At 69.6% G+C, this 15,091-nt stretch carries 12 protein-coding genes; 10 read left to right on the forward strand and 2 right to left on the reverse strand.

From position 1 onward, the window contains the following. Position 1: 1 nt before the first annotated feature. The 7 genes from FK529_RS15365 to FK529_RS15395 all read left to right on the forward strand — a co-directional run bounded on the left by FK529_RS15365 (position 2) and on the right by FK529_RS15395 (position 8,032). Positions 2 to 892 (forward strand): carbohydrate ABC transporter permease, encoded by an 891-nt coding sequence (locus FK529_RS15365; protein WP_146562765.1) that lies wholly within the window; start codon positions 2 to 4, stop codon positions 890 to 892. Continuing rightward, on the forward strand, positions 892 to 2,004 hold the full coding sequence (locus FK529_RS15370) for an ABC transporter ATP-binding protein (protein ID WP_146562768.1): 1,113 nt from the start codon (positions 892 to 894) through the stop codon (positions 2,002 to 2,004). Before FK529_RS15365 ends, FK529_RS15370 begins: the two co-directional genes overlap by 1 nt. After that, positions 2,001 to 3,098: an ABC transporter ATP-binding protein gene (locus tag FK529_RS15375; protein ID WP_146562770.1), complete on the forward strand. Its 1,098-nt coding sequence runs from the start codon at positions 2,001 to 2,003 to the stop codon at positions 3,096 to 3,098. Before FK529_RS15370 ends, FK529_RS15375 begins: the two co-directional genes overlap by 4 nt. Continuing rightward, positions 3,095 to 4,825, forward strand: coding sequence for a dihydroxyacetone kinase family protein (locus FK529_RS15380; protein ID WP_146562772.1), 1,731 nt, complete (start codon positions 3,095 to 3,097; stop codon positions 4,823 to 4,825). The genes FK529_RS15375 and FK529_RS15380 overlap by 4 nt, the downstream gene beginning before the upstream one ends. Continuing rightward, positions 4,822 to 5,271 carry a ribose-5-phosphate isomerase gene (locus FK529_RS15385; protein WP_146562774.1) on the forward strand — a complete coding sequence of 150 codons (450 nt, stop codon included), beginning with the start codon at positions 4,822 to 4,824 and terminating at the stop codon, positions 5,269 to 5,271. Before FK529_RS15380 ends, FK529_RS15385 begins: the two co-directional genes overlap by 4 nt. A gap of 17 nt (positions 5,272 to 5,288) precedes the next feature. Further along, positions 5,289 to 6,158, forward strand: coding sequence for a dephospho-CoA kinase (gene coaE / locus FK529_RS15390; protein WP_193559711.1), 870 nt, complete (start codon positions 5,289 to 5,291; stop codon positions 6,156 to 6,158). Between the two features lie 170 nt (positions 6,159 to 6,328). Beyond that, on the forward strand, positions 6,329 to 8,032 hold the full coding sequence (locus FK529_RS15395; RefSeq protein ID WP_231703116.1) for an amino acid permease: 1,704 nt from the start codon (positions 6,329 to 6,331) through the stop codon (positions 8,030 to 8,032). A gap of 34 nt (positions 8,033 to 8,066) precedes the next feature. Here the strand turns inward: FK529_RS15395 and FK529_RS15400 are convergent, their stop codons facing one another. Beyond that, positions 8,067 to 8,525 carry a ribonuclease FAU-1 family protein gene (locus tag FK529_RS15400; protein WP_146562858.1) on the reverse strand — a complete coding sequence of 153 codons (459 nt, stop codon included), beginning with the start codon at positions 8,523 to 8,525 and terminating at the stop codon, positions 8,067 to 8,069. A gap of 365 nt (positions 8,526 to 8,890) precedes the next feature. Here FK529_RS15400 and FK529_RS15405 point away from each other — a divergent pair, with 365 nt between their 5' ends. The 3 genes from FK529_RS15405 to FK529_RS15415 all read left to right on the forward strand — a co-directional run bounded on the left by FK529_RS15405 (position 8,891) and on the right by FK529_RS15415 (position 12,745). After that, complete coding sequence (locus tag FK529_RS15405; RefSeq protein WP_231703117.1) at positions 8,891 to 9,931, forward strand: TRM11 family SAM-dependent methyltransferase; 1,041 nt, start codon at positions 8,891 to 8,893, stop codon at positions 9,929 to 9,931. Between the two features lie 54 nt (positions 9,932 to 9,985). After that, positions 9,986 to 12,148 (forward strand): excinuclease ABC subunit UvrB, encoded by a 2,163-nt coding sequence (gene uvrB / locus FK529_RS15410; RefSeq protein ID WP_146562778.1) that lies wholly within the window; start codon positions 9,986 to 9,988, stop codon positions 12,146 to 12,148. Between the two features lie 153 nt (positions 12,149 to 12,301). Next, on the forward strand, positions 12,302 to 12,745 hold the full coding sequence (locus FK529_RS15415) for a universal stress protein (RefSeq protein ID WP_146562780.1): 444 nt from the start codon (positions 12,302 to 12,304) through the stop codon (positions 12,743 to 12,745). Positions 12,746 to 12,750: 5 nt separating this feature from the next. Here FK529_RS15415 and FK529_RS15420 read toward each other — a convergent pair whose 3' ends face one another. Continuing rightward, complete coding sequence (locus tag FK529_RS15420; protein ID WP_500483108.1) at positions 12,751 to 15,069, reverse strand: HelD family protein; 2,319 nt, start codon at positions 15,067 to 15,069, stop codon at positions 12,751 to 12,753. Positions 15,070 to 15,091: the final 22 nt, after the last annotated feature.

Genomic DNA, 15,091 nt, shown 5'->3' on the forward strand with positions numbered 1-15,091 from the left:
CATGCCCGGAATCAAGAACCCCCTCGCGCGGTCGGAACTGATGCCGGGACGAAAGCGCCTGACCCTCGGGTCCGTTGCGGGGGACGTGACGCTGATCGCGTGGTTCGTCTTCTCCTTGTTCCCGATCGTGTGGATGGTGTTGCTGGCGCTGAAGAACAGTTCCCAGCAGACCACCACCTACTTCGCCTTCTCGCCCACGTGGTCCAACTTCGCGACGGTGCTCTCATCGAAAGGCACCGCGATGACCAGCGTCGACTTCAAGGCGTCGCTGTTCACGAGCCTGATCAATTGCGCCGGCGCGGTGATCGTCTCGTTGGTGGTGGGGATACCGGCGGCGTACGCCGCGGGACGCTGGAAGTTCCGGGGGAGCGAGGACCTGATGTTCAACATGCTCTCGTTCCGCTTCGCTCCGGAGCTGATGGTGATCGTGCCGCTGTTCGTGATCTACAACCAGATCGGCCTGTTCGACACCACCGTGGGCATGATCTGGGTGCTGCAGCTCGTGACGATGCCACTGGTCGTATGGATTCTCCGGTCGTACTTCCAAGACCTCCCCGAGGATCTGGAGCAGGCGGCCTTGCTCGACGGGTACTCGCGCACCCGGGCCTTCGTGATGGTGGCCCTGCCGATCGTCCGCCCCGGTATCGCCGCCGCAGCACTCCTTGCGTTCATCTTCGCCTGGAACAGCTACATCTTCCCGTTGATCCTCGCCGACTCCAAGGCGAGCACGGTGACCGTCGCGATCACCAAGTTCCTCGGGGGCGGCGGGCAGGCGTACTACAACCTGACCGCCGCGGCGGCGGTGATCGCCGCGCTCCCACCGTTGATCCTTGCGCTGACGATCCAGCGGTACCTGGTGCGCGGCCTGTCGTTCGGGGCGGTGAAGGCCTAATGGCTACGTTGGTCCTGAATGAGGTGAGCAAGCGCTTCGGCGCGACCACAGCGGTCGAGGACGTATCGGTCCAGATCGGGAACGGTGAGTTCTTCGTGATCCTCGGTCCGAGCGGCGCGGGGAAGACCACGACGCTCAAGTCCATCGCCGGACTGGTCGACATCGATGGGGGTAGCGTGCACATCGGCGGCGTGGACATGACGCTCGTCGAGCCGTACCACCGGAACGTGGCGATGGCCTTCGAGAGCTACGCCCTGTACCCGCAGAAGACGGTGAGTGAGAACCTTGCATCCCCTCTGAAATCCGGTCGCACGCGGAAGTATTCGCCATCCGAGCAGAAGGAGCGGATCGACCAGGTGACCCGCACCCTGGGGATCAACCATCTCCTGCAGCGCTTTCCGCGGGAGCTGTCCAACGGGCAACGGCAGCGCGTCGCACTGGGCCGGGTCCTGGTGCGGCCAGCGGACGTCTACCTGCTCGACGAGCCCCTCAGCCATCTCGATGCCAAGCTGCGAGCGGAGATGCGAGCGGAGCTGCGGCAGTTGGGTTCCGTCTCGGACACGACCGCCGTGTACGTGACGCACGACTACCAGGAGGCCCTCTCCCTCGGCGACCGGATCGCGGTGATGCGGGACGGGCGATTCGTCCAGGTGGGCACCCCGCGGGAGGTATGGCATCGCCCCGCGGATACGTTCGTCGCCCGCGCGCTGGGGCAACCCGAGATGAACGTGGTGGACGCCGTGGTGCGCGGGGATCGGATCGTTTTCGGCGAGTCCGCCAGCGTCCCCGCGCCTCCAGGGCTGGATGCGGACGACGGGCAGGCGGTGCGGGTGGGCCTCCGCCCCTGTGACCTGCGCGTCGAGACAGGGCCGACGCGCGACCACATGACCGGGAGAATCACCGGCATCGAGCGCCTCGGCCGGGACGCGGAACTGGCTGTGGACATGAACGGTGCGGAGCTGATCGTGCTGGCCTCCGCGCGACGAGGCCTGGCGGAGGGCGATGTGGTGGGCGTGTCGGTGCCGGCATCCGATGTCCATGTCTTCGCCGCCGGTGAGGGTGACACCGGTCGGCTGCACCAGGCCGACCCGATCGCGGAGGTGCAGCTGTGACGACATCGACGGCGCAGGGATTGACCCTGACCGATCTCGTGAAGACCTACTCGGCCCGTGGTCGCGAGTCGTTTCAGGCGGTCAGGGGGATCAACCTGGCCATCGCGCCCGGCGAGCTCGTGGCCCTCCTCGGGCCGTCCGGCTGCGGCAAGACCACCACGCTGCGCATGATCGCCGGGCTCGAGAGCGTGACGAGCGGATCGATCCGCATCGGCGACAACGAGATCTCGCAGCTTCCGGCGGCGAAACGAGGCATCGGAGTCGGTTTCGAGAGCTATGCGCTGTATCCGCCGCTGAACGTGCGCGAGAACCTGCTGTACGGCCTGAAGGCCCGCAAGGTGCCCGGTGCGGAGGAGATGGTCGACGCGATCGCCGCGAGGCTGGAGATGAAGGACCTGTTGCCGCTCCGGCCCGCTGCGCTCTCGAGTGGGCAGAAGCAGCGAGTCGCGTTGGCTCGGGCGCTGGTTCGGAAACCCCCGGTCCTGCTCCTGGATGAACCTCTGAGCCATCTGGACGCCTCGGCGCGCAACCGGGTGCGGCGCGAGCTGAAGGCGCTGCAACGCGAGTTCGGGTACACCACGATCGTCGTCACCCACGACCAGGTGGAGGCACTCTCCCTGGCCGACCGGCTCGCAGTGATGGACGGCGGCGTGGTGCAGCAGTTCGGCACGCCCGACGACGTCTTCGACGACCCGGAGAACCTCTTCGTGGCCGAGTTCGTCGGTGAGCCGAAGATCAACGTCGTGCCGGCGACCGTGCGCGCCGGGACTGTCCAGGTGGGAACCGGTGGCGTGCTCGCCGCGGCCGCCGGAGCGTCGTTGCCGGCCGGGACCGCGGTCACCGTCGGGCTGCGGCCACAGGACTGTGCGCTCGTGGCCGGCGCTGCCGAACCGGGCGTGCGGTGCCGGGTCAGCCACTTCGAGCACCTTCTCGAGTACGGACTCGCGACCGTCGTCGTGCCCGGGATCGACGAGTCGATGGTCGTGGTCACGCCGGCGGAGGAGCGATTCGAGGCCGGGGACGAGGCGACCATCACGGCGCCGGCCGAGCGGGTGTACCTGTTCGAGCCCGACACAGGAGGACGAGTGCGATGACCACGCTGTACAACGACCCGGCGAACTTCATCGACGACGCCCTGGCCGGCTTTCTCGATCTCCATGCCGACCGAGTGACCGGGGTGCCGGGTGGTGTGGTGCGCTCCACGGAGACCCGAGCGGGCAAGGTGGCGGTGGTCGTGGGCGGCGGATCGGGCCACTACCCCGCGTTCTACGGCGTGGTGGGTGCGGGATTCGCGGACGGCGCCGTCGTGGGCAACCTGTTCACCTCACCGTCGGCCCACGAAGCGGAATCGGTGGCCCGCTCCGCTCACGGTGACGCTGGTGTGCTGCTCACCACGGGCAACTACGCGGGTGACGTCATGAACTTCACGCTCGCCGTGGAGCGCCTCCGCGCGGCGGGGATCGACGCGCAGTACTTCCCGGTCACCGACGATGTGGCGTCCGCGCCCCGCGGCGAGGAGGCGAAGCGGCGCGGCATCGCGGGCGATTTCACCGTCTTCAAATGTGCTTCCGCCGCGGCGGAGGCGGGCCTGCCGTTGGCCGAAGTGGTGCGCGTGGCGTCCGCTGCGAACGACGCGACCCGCACGCTCGGCGTGGCCTTCGACGGCTGCACGATGCCGGGCGCCCAGACTCCGTTGTTCACCGTGCCCGACGGCGCCATGGGGCTGGGGCTGGGCATCCACGGCGAGCCGGGAATCGCCGACGAGCCCCTGCCGACCGCCGCCGATCTGGCGCGGATCCTGGTGGACGGTGTGCTCGCGGATCGGCCCGATGTGCCGCCGGGACGGGTGGCGGTCATCCTCAACGGCCTGGGCAGGACCAAGTACGAGGAACTCTTCGTGGTGTGGCGCGACCTCGTCCGGCTGCTCCGCGAACGCGGCTACGAGGTGGTCGAGCCCGAGGTCGGCGAACTGGTGACCAGCCTCGACATGGCCGGATGCTCCCTCACGGTGATGTGGCTGGACGAGGAACTGGAGCGCTACTGGCGGGCGCCGGCTGATACCCCGGCGTACCGCAAGGGCGCCGCCGCTGCGGCCGGTGAGCGACGAGCGGTGATCGCCGACGGCGACGCAGCCGTCGAGGCGGATCCCGCCTCCGCATCGGACGCGCCCGGGCGTGCCGCCGGCGCGGAAGTCGCCGCGGTCATCGGTGACCTGGCCGCGATGCTCGCGGAGAACGAGGCGGAGCTCGGTCGCATCGATGCCGTCGCGGGCGACGGTGATCACGGCCGCGGGATGGTGAAGGGCTCCAGTGCGGCCGCCGCGGCGGCCGCGGCCACCGCCGCCGCCGGCGCCGGCCCGGCGACCGTGCTCGGCGCCGCGGGGCGTGAATGGGCCGCTCGCGCAGGAGGGACCTCGGGTGTGCTCTGGGGTGCCCTCCTCGAGGCCTCGGGCGATCAGCTCGGTGACTCTGGCACCCCCGATGAGGCTGCGGTGCTCCGGGCCGTCGTCGCCGCCCGGGACGCGGTGGTGCGGCTCGGGGGCGCCCAGCTGGGCGATAAGACGATGGTGGACTCGCTGACGCCCTTCGTCACTGAGATGGAACGCCGCGTCGCCGCCGGCGACAGGCTCCCGCAGGCGTGGGCGGCCGCAGCGACCGTCGCGCGTGAGGCCGCGGACGCGACCGCGAGCCTCACGCCGCGGGTCGGACGAGCCCGCCCGCTCGCGGAACGGAGCCTGGGAACGCCCGACGCGGGAGCGATATCGATGGCGCTGTGCCTGGAGACCGTGGGCCGCCACTTAGCAGGAGAGGACGCGACATGACTTTGCGGATCGTAGTCGGGGCGGATGACGCCGGATTCGAGTACAAGGAGGCGCTGCGGCGCGACCTGGAGTCGGATTCGCGGGTATCCGAGGTGACCGACGTCGGCGTGGGAGGTGATGAGCACACCGCGTACCCGCACGTCGCCGTCGCCGCGGCCCGTATGGTCGCCGAGGGAAGCGCCGATCGTGCGCTGCTCGTGTGCGGCACCGGGCTGGGGGTGGCCATCGCAGCGAACAAGGTTCGGGGAATCCGCGCAGTGACCGCGCACGACAGCTTGTCGGTGGAGCGGTCCGTGCTCTCCAACAACGCGCAGGTGCTGTGTTTCGGCCAGCGCGTGGTCGGACTGGAACTGGCGCGCCGCCTGGCCCGCGAGTGGCTGGACTACGAATTCGATCCCGACAGCGCCTCCGCCGAGAAGGTGTGCGCGATCGGGGAGTACGAATGAGCCGTTAGGCTCGGGACATGGTGCGGATCGGACTCACAGGCGGTATCGGCGCGGGCAAGTCGACGGTGGCGAAGGAACTCGCCGCCCTCGGTGCCGTGATCGTGGACGGCGACAAGATCGCCCGCGAGGTCGTCGAGCCGGGGACCCCTGGCCTCGCCGCCCTCGTCGAGGCCTTCGGCGACGGGATCCTCGCCGACGACGGCAGCCTCGACCGGCCCGCCCTCGCGGCGATCGCCTTCTCCGACGACGAGTCCCGCGCGAAGCTCAACGCCATCACGCACCCGCTCGTGGGCGCGCGGTCGGCCGAGCTGATCGAGGCGGCGGGGCCGGACGCCGTGATCGTGCAGGACATCCCGCTCCTCGTGGAGAACGGGTTGGCTCCGATGTTCCACCTCGTGATCATCGTCTGGGTCGACGCCGAGGAGCGGGTCCGCCGGTTGGTCGGTTCGCGCGGTATGGCCGAGGACGACGCGCGCGCCCGCATCGCGGCACAGGCGACGGACGAGCAGCGCCGCGCCGTCGCCGACGTGTGGCTCGAGAACACCGGCACGGAGGATGCGACCCGCGCCGCCGTCCGCGCGCTGTGGGCGGACCGCATCGCCCCGTTCGCCGCGAACGTCGCTGCGCACCGCCCGGCCGACGGTGCCCCGCGGGTGGACGACGCCGCCTACGACGAGCGCCTCGTCGGGCGACTCCGGTTCACCCTCGGCGCCGACGCCTCCTCCGTCACGGCCGCCGGTGCCGAGGCCACCGTCGTGCTCGCCGCCGGCGTCACCGTCCATGCGGTCGCCGACCGCCTCGCGGATGCCGGTTTCGCCCCCGTCGGGGAGGGGCTGTTCCGTGGCTCGGATCCGGGTCGCGCGGTGACGGTGCACGTCGGAGCGTAGTCCGCCCGACGCGGCCAGGAACGCGCGAAATGCCCGACTCCGCCGCATCTTCGGGACGCGTGCCCGCGTGTCGGGTGCGAACGCGGCGCCGCTGCCGTCGATCGGGTACACACTGAGGAATGCGCCGCACTTCCATGCGGAGCGCACGTATTCCATGAATTGAGGTGTGCATGTCCGAGACACGATCCAGCGCCGCACCTCCGCCTTCGCCGACGCAGGCGGGGCTCGCCCGCGAGGACGAGGGCTACAACAAGGGCATCAAGCCCCGCCAACTGCAGATGATCGCGATCGGCGGCGCCATCGGCACCGGTCTGTTCCTCGGCGCCGGAGGCCGGTTGCGCGACGCCGGGCCGGGCCTGTTCCTCGTGTACGCGGTGTGCGGTGTCTTCGTCTTCCTCATCCTCCGCGCCATGGGCGAGTTGGTGTTGCACCGTCCGTCGTCGGGGTCGTTCGTGTCCTACGCCCGCGAGTTCTACGGGGAGAAGGCCGCGTTCGTCGCCGGATGGATGTACTTCCTGAACTGGGCGATGACGGCGATCGTCGATACCACGGCGATCGCCACCTACTTCCACTACTGGAACGCCTTCGACGCGATCCCCCAGTGGTTGCTGGCGCTGATCGCCCTGGTCATCGTCCTCTCGGTGAACCTGGTGTCCGTGAAGCTGTTCGGCGAGATGGAGTTCTGGGCGGCACTCATCAAGGTCGTCGCGCTGGTCGCATTCCTGGTGGTCGGTACGGTCTTCCTGGCCGGGCGTTACGAGATTCAGGGCGCGAGTACGGGGCTCGGCATGGTCTCGCAGCACGGGGGCTGGTTCCCGACAGGGATCCTCCCGCTCGTCGTCGTGACCTCGGGCGTCGTCTTCGCCTACGCCGCCGTCGAACTCGTGGGCACCGCGGCCGGCGAGACCGAGAACCCCGAGAAGGTCATGCCGCGCGCGATCAACTCGGTCATCGCGCGCATCGCGATCTTCTACGTCGGGTCGATCGTGCTCCTGGCGCTGCTGCTGCCCTACACGGAGTACTCGAGCAAGGAGAGCCCGTTCGTCACGTTCTTCTCGAAGCTCGGCTTCGACGGAGCAGGCGATCTCATGAACGTGGTGGTCCTGACGGCCGCGTTCTCGAGCCTCAACGCCGGCCTGTACTCGACCGGCCGCATCCTGAGGTCGATGGCGATGAACGGCAGCGGCCCGAAGTTCACCGGGGTGATGTCCAAGCACGGCGTGCCCTACGGCGGCATCCTGCTGACCGCGGTGATCTGCCTGTTCGGCGTGGTGCTCAACGCCTTCAACCCCGGACAGGCGTTCGAGATCGTCCTCAACGTCTCGGCTCTGGGCATCCTCTCCTCCTGGGCGACCATCGTGCTGTGCCAGATGAAGCTCAAGAGCGAGGCCGATGCCGGGCGCATGACCAGGCCGGCCTTCCGAATGCCTCTCGCGCCGTGGTCCGCGTACGTCACCCTCGCATTCCTGTTCGCCGTCCTGGTGCTGATGGGATTCGACCGGCCGATCGGTACCTGGACCGTCGCCAGCCTGGTCATCATCATCCCGATGCTCGTCGGCGGCTGGTACCTCGTGCGCGACCGGGTGAACGAGGAGGCCCGCGCGCGTGAGGGCTACACCGGGGAGTTCCCGGTCGTCGCCAATGTGCCGGTCGACGGGGGCAACGGGAAGCCGTCGTGGCTGCGCCGCTTCTACGACCGGTACCGCGACGCCTCACGACCGCCGCTGTACGGCATGGCGCTCGTCTTCGGCGGCATGGCAGTGGTCGCGGTGACCGCGCACTTCCACCTCGGGTGGTGGTCGATCATCGGCTACGCGGTCGCCGCCGTGATGGCGATCGTCGGATTCGCTCTGGCCTTCCGGGACCTCTCGTAGGGCGACGGGCGCGTGGGTTCGACGACGCCGGCGCTTAGCGCCAGGTGATCGGTGCGCCCTCCGCGGCGAGCCAGGCATCCACGCTGTGTCCGTGCGCAGCAGTGCCCGCGACGGCCCGGACGGCCGTCTGGAGCGCGCGCTCGGCGTCTCCCGCACTCAGGAGTTCCGCCGCCGCGGCGGCGAGGAGTTCGTCGACGTCGATGAGCTCGATCGGCCGGCCCGGGTGCTCCACCAGATCGAGGTACCAGTCCTCGGAATGCCAGAGATTCCCGTCGCGCCACACCCGTGCGACGTCGAGGTACACGCGCTGATCGCGCTCGTGGCCGGGCGTGAAGCGGAAGATCGTCGCGCGTAGGTCGAAAGCGGGCAGCAGCCAGGACTCGATCGCATCGAACTTCGGGTGGTCCGCACGGCGGAAGACGTACAGCCCGAACTGCGTCTCCCGGAACTCCTCGACCTCGCGGACGAACCCCTTGGGATCGGTGTTCGTCATGGCCGGCGGATCGAAGACCTCGCGCTTCGGCGGGTGCACGGCCCCGTCGTCGATCGCGGCACCGGCGGCGAGCCGCAGCACCAGCGTGACCTCCGTGTGGCCTCGCGGCCGGCCGGCGACGGCACCGGAGGGACGGAAACCGTGGCGTCGCAGCAGCGCGCCGAGCCCATCGTCGTGGGTGCGGACCAGGATCCCGTCGAGGCGGGACGCTCGCTCGCGGGCCGCGTCGAGGAGAGCAGGCACCGCGTCCTCCGCCGCGTCCAGCACCGTCAGGTCCAGCCAGCCGCCGGCCACCGCGCCGATGGCCGCGGCACCGTCGACGGACAGCTCGAACGTTTCTTCCGCCTGCATGCCCCCACGATACGATGCCCGCCGTGCCCCAGTACCTGCTCCTGCCTGCCCCCGCCGCCAACCGCGTCTACGCGGAGGCCGCGGCGTCGATGGTGCGCGCCGAGCTGACGGTCCTCGGCCGCTGCGCGCTCGCCGGGCGGGTCGGCCCCGTCGAGACCGCGACCGTCGCGGGCATCGAGTACCTCTCCTTCGAGGCCGACGCGCTGACCGAACGCGACCTCGGCTTCCTGGGGCTGGCGTCCGCGTTCTACGCGCTCTTCGAGGTCGACGGCGAGCTCCTGAGGCCCGTCGCCGTGCCGTCGCCGGAGAAGTACCCGTCCGACCTGCTGACCATCCTGAAGTACCAGGGCAAGACGAACGAGCAGTTCACGCGGCTCGTGCTCAACGTGACCGCGGCGTCGACCGTGCGGCCCGACGGGGTGCTCGACGGGACGCTGCGCGTGCTCGACCCGGTGTGCGGGCGCGGCACGACCCTGAGCCAGGCCGTCATGTACGGCCTCGACGCCGTCGGGATCGACATCGACACCAAGGACATCGAGCTCTACACCTCCTTCTTCACCACGTGGCTCAAGGATCACCGCTTCAAACACGCCGCCGCTACCACGCCGGTCCGGCGCGAGAAGTCGGTGATCGCGAGGAAGTACGAGGCAGCCTTCGCCGCGGACAAGTCCGACTACCTCGCGGGGGAGAAGCAGACGCTCACCTGCTACGCCGCGGACACCCTGCTGACCTCCCAACTGGTGAAACCCGGCACGGTCGACGTGGTGGTCGGCGACCTGCCCTACGGCGTGCAGCACGGCAGCCGTGGCCCCCGCGGCCTGGTGCGCGACCCCCTCGACCTGCTCGAAGCCGCCCTGCCCGGCTGGGCCACCCGGCTCCGCAGCGGCGGCGCGATGGGCCTTGCGTGGAACACCCGGGTCGCGCCCCGGGCGCGGGTCGGGGAGGTCCTGGAGTCCGCCGGACTGACGGTGCTCGACGGCCCCGGGTACGACGACCTGCGGCACCGCGTGGACCGCGCAATCACACGGGACGTGATCGTCGGGCGCAAGGACTGAGCGGACGCCGCCGCTCGTCGAAAACTTGTCGGTGGGTCGGCCTACGCTGGACTCATGGCATTCGCGGCAGAGCAACCGGTGGTGGCGCACTCCGAGCACCGCCCCATCGGAGAGATCGAGCGGGCTCCGGCGGAGTTCACGGTGGTCAGCGAGTACGAACCGGCGGGCGACCAACCCGCCGCCATCGCCGATCTCCAACGCAGGCTGGAGGCGGGCGAGCGGGACGTGGTGCTGCTCGGCGCCACCGGTACCGGTAAGTCGGCCACGACGGCCTGGCTGATCGAGAAGGTGCAGCGCCCCACACTCATCATGGCGCCGAACAAGACGCTCGCCGCGCAGCTCGCCAACGAACTGCGGGCGATGCTGCCGCACAACGCCGTCGAGTACTTCGTCTCGTACTACGACTACTACCAGCCGGAGGCGTACATCGCGCAGTCCGATACCTACATCGAGAAGGACTCGTCCATCAACGACGACGTGGAGCGGCTGCGGCACTCCGCCACCTCCTCGCTGCTGTCGCGGCGTGACGTCGTCGTGGTCGCGTCCGTCTCGTGCATCTACGGTCTCGGCACGCCGCAGAGCTACCTCGACCGCTCGGTGCAGCTCGAGGTGGGCATGGAGGTGGACCGGGACGCGCTGCTGCGGCTGCTGGTCGACGTGCAGTACAACCGCAACGACACGGCGTTCACGCGCGGCTCGTTCCGGGTCCGGGGCGACACGGTGGAGATCATCCCGTCGTACGAGGAACTCGCCATCCGGATCGAGTTCTTCGGCGACGAGATCGAGGCCCTGTACTACCTCCACCCCCTCACAGGTGACATCGTGCGGCAGGTCGACGACCTGCGCATCTTCCCGGCCACCCATTACGTCGCCGGGCCGGAGCGAATGGCCCGGGCGATCGAGGGGATCGAGGCCGAGCTCGAGGAGCGGCTGGCGGAGTTCGAGCGGCAGGGGAAGCTGCTCGAGGCCCAGCGGCTGCGGATGCGCACGCAGTACGACGTGGAGATGATGCGCCAGGTCGGCTTCTGCTCCGGTATCGAGAACTACAGCCGCCACATCGACGGCCGCGCCGCGGGATCCGCGCCGGCCACCCTCATCGACTACTTCCCGGAGGACTTCCTCCTGGTGATCGACGAGTCGCACGTGACTGTCCCGCAGATCGGGGCGATGTTCGAGGGGGACGCCTCCCGCAAGCGGAATCTGGTCGACTTCGGCTTCCGGCTCCCGTCCGCGGTCGACAACCGGCCACTGACGTGGGAGGAGTTCACCGAGCGCATCGGGCAGACCGTCTACCTCTCGGCCACGCCCGGCCAGTACGAGCTGGGGCAGACCGGCGGTGAGTTCGTGGAGCAGGTGATCCGCCCGACGGGCCTGGTCGACCCCGAGGTGGTGATCAAGCCGACGAAGGGCCAGATCGACGATCTGATCCACGAGATTCGGGAGCGCACCGAGCGTGACGAGCGCGTCCTCGTCACCACGCTCACCAAGAAGATGGCGGAGGACCTCACCGACTACCTGCTGGACGCGGGGATCCGAGTCCGCTACCTGCACAGCGACATCGACACACTGCGCCGGGTGGAGTTGCTGCGGCAGCTGCGCCTCGGCGAGTACGACGTGCTCGTGGGCATCAACCTGCTCCGCGAGGGACTCGATCTGCCGGAGGTCTCTCTGGTGGCGATCCTCGACGCCGACAAGGAGGGCTTCCTCCGCTCCACCACCTCGCTCATCCAGACCATCGGCCGTGCGGCTCGCAACGTCTCGGGCGAGGTCCACATGTACGCCGACAAGGTCACCGAGTCGATGCGCGTGGCGATCGAGGAGACCGAGCGTCGCCGCGAGAAGCAGATCGCCTACAACACGGAGATGGGCGTCGACCCGAAGCCCCTGCGCAAGAAGATCGCCGACATCCTGGACCAGGTGTACACGGAGGCCGATGACACCGAGCAGGCCATCGGCGGCTCGGGCCGCAACGCCACCCGCGGCCGCCGTGCCCAGGGGCAGCTGCGGTCCGTCTCCGCGGTGAGCGCGGGCGTGTACGAGGGCGAGGACGTGAAGTCGATGCCGCGGGCCGAGCTCGCCGATCTGATCTCGGAACTGACGGACCAGATGATGAACGCCGCGCGGGAACTCCAATTCGAGCTCGCCGGCCGGATCCGCGACGAGATCGCCGACCTGAAGAAGGAGCTCCGCGGTATGGACGCCGCCGGTGTGCAATGACCGGAGGAGCGCAGGGCATCGCCCGATCCGGTGTGTCACCCGCCGCAAACTGCCTGCTCCGGGGAAGGATGGAGCTATTGTGTCGTAGGAGAAATGCTAGGGCGTTGCCGTGGCGGACCTTCGCTGGAGAAACGTAGAGAAAGAGGAGACTCGATGAGTGGCTACAGCACGATCGTCGTCGGCACCGACGGCTCGGAGTCGTCGCTGCGCGCCGTGGAGCGCGCCGCTGCACTGTCCGGCGACGCGAAGCTCGTGATCGCATGCGCCTTCCTGCCGAGCGAGAGCCCGGATCCGGCGGCCGCCGACATCCTGGGCGCCGACGCCTACCAGCTGCAGGGTTCCAACCCCGTCAACGACATGCTGCGCACCGCCGAGGGCCGCGCCGTCGCGGCCGGCGCCACCAACGTCGAGAAGCGGGCCATCAAGGGGCAGCCCGTGGATGCGCTGCTCGACCTGGTCAAGTCGCTCCCCGAGCCGGCCCTGCTGGTCGTGGGCAACAAGGGGATGAACTCCCTCACGGGCCGACTCCTGGGATCGGTGCCCTCGGACGCCGCCCGCAAGACCTCCGTGGACATCCTCATCGTCCACACCACGTAGGAGCGTCACACCTCCAGTGCGCGCAGGGCGCGCGGCAGCGACCCGGACGTGACCACGGTCAACGTCTGGGTCGCTCGCGTCAGTGCCACGTACAGGTCCCGAAGCCCCCGGTCGAACTCCACCTCGGCGGGCTCACCCACGATCAATCCCGGCTCGACGACGACCACGTGGTCGAATTCGAGTCCCTTGGAATCGCGGACGCTCATCACCCGGACGGCCGGGGAGGTCAGGCGCCGTAGCGGCGCTACGAGTGAAGCCGGTGCCAGCACCGCCGTGAGCCGCTCACCGTCGCGCGGTAGAACGTCGCGCACGGACTCGGCCAGCGGACGCGTACCGTCGACCCGGACCAGGCGCGGCGGCTCCGCGCCGGCCCGCACCGACGCCGGCGGCGACAGCGCGGGATCGATCTCGGCGAGGACGTCCGCCGCGAGGTCCATGATCTCCTTGGGCGTGCGGTAATTCACTGTCAGCTCGGACACCGTGAACCGGCCGGGCACGTACGGGTCGAGTGCCTCGCCCCAACTGGTCATCCCGGCGGCATCGCCCGTCTGCGCGGTGTCGCCGACCAATGTCATCCAGCGGTTCGGGCTGCGGCGCATCAGCATTCGCCAGGCCATCGCCGAAAGTTCCTGCGCCTCATCGACGATGACGTGGCCGAAGGTCCACGTCCGGTCATCCCGCGCGCGGTCGGCGGTGGAGTTGAACTCGCGCACCGTCTGCCGCTGCGCGAGCTGCTCCGCGTCGATCAGGTCGTAGGCCATGAGGATCTCGGCGTCGAACTCGTCGTCCAGATCCTGTGGCGCCGAACCGGTCAAGATGTCGAGTGCCTCCTGCGCCTCCTCGAGCCGCTGTCGCCACTGGCGTTCCGCCTCGTCGGCGTCCACGTCGTCGTCGCCCAGGAATTCTGCGATCTCGTCGAGCAGCGGGGCATCGGCGGGGGAGAACGTGGGCTTGCCGTCGGCACCCGTCGTGGCGGCGCGGCGGAGCTCGGCGCGCTCGGCGTCCGTGAGGTCGGGTGCCGCCTCGGCGAGCCGGTCCTCGTCGCGTAGCAGTTCCGTCAGCACGCGCTGCGGGGTGAGCGCCGGCCAGAGCTGATCGAGTGCGCCGAGAACCTCCGGGTCCTGCGCCAGCTCGTCGCGGATGTCGGAGATGTCCGTGCGGGAGAGCAGCATCGTGTTGTCCACCACCGACGAGCCGATCGTCGCGGCGTGCTGGGCGGCCAGCGCGTCGAGTGCGGACTGTCGGAAGATCGCGCGAGCGGTGTTGTGCGGGCGCCGCGACGAACGGGCGCGGCCGCGGGCGCGGGTGGCGAGCTTCTTGTCGAGGGTGAGCGGGTAACCGTCGAACTTCAGCACGATCGCCTCGTCCGGCACCGTCTGCCAGCCCCGGACTGCCTGCTTCATCACCTCGACCATCGCGGTCGAGCCCTTCAGCCGGGCCGCCGCCGCGGTGTCCTCCAGCGTCGCGACGACGCCCGGGAACAGATCGCCGATGGTGCTGAGCAGCACACCGGTCTCGCCCAGGCTCGGCAGCACCTGGCTGATGTAGTTGAGGAAGGTCTCGTTGGGGCCGACGATGAGCACGCCGGTGCGGGAGAGGTTCTGCCGGTACGTATAGAGCAGGTACGCGGCGCGGTGCAGGGCGACCGCCGTCTTGCCGGTGCCCGGCCCGCCCTGCACCACGAGGACCCCCCGGTGCTCGGACCGGATGATCGCGTCCTGCTCGCGCTGGATGGTCTCCACGATGTCGGTCATGTGCCCGGTGCGCGCGCGATTGAGGGCGTCCACCAGCGCCGATTCTCCGGCGACGTTGGAGCCCAGGCCCTGACCGGCGTCGGCACCGTCGAACCCCTCGCCGGTGAGGGTGAGGCGCTCGGCGACCACCCCGGTGAGGTCCCGGCCCCGCGTGCGCACGTGGCGGCGCACCGCGACGCCCTCCGGCTGTGCGGGTGTGGCCAGGTAGAACGGGCGGGCGAGCGGCGCGCGCCAGTCGAGCAGGAGGGTGCTCAGGTCCTCGTCGTCGTCGAGGACGCCGATCCTCCCGATCCGGCGGACGGCGTCCGGGGTGCCCTCGGCGTCGCCGTTCATGTCGAGCCGGCCGAAGTAGAGGTTCTGCTCGGCGGCGTCGTACTTGGCGATGTCGTCCGAGTACAGCTGGTGGTAGGAGTCGCGCTCGGAGATCTCCTGCGGGTTCTCGCCCACTTCCTGCAGGTTGTCGGCCCGGCGCCGGTTGGCGGTGAGGCGCATGGCGTCGATCCGGGCGTACACGCGATCGAGGTGGGCCTGTTCCTCGGCGAGCAGGGGATCGACGGCGTCGGTGGTCACAGGACTCCTCGTGGGCGGCAGC

It is taken from the genome of Tsukamurella asaccharolytica, assembly GCF_007858435.1.
In the GTDB taxonomy this organism is placed as follows: Bacteria; Actinomycetota; Actinomycetes; order Mycobacteriales; family Mycobacteriaceae; genus Tsukamurella; species Tsukamurella asaccharolytica.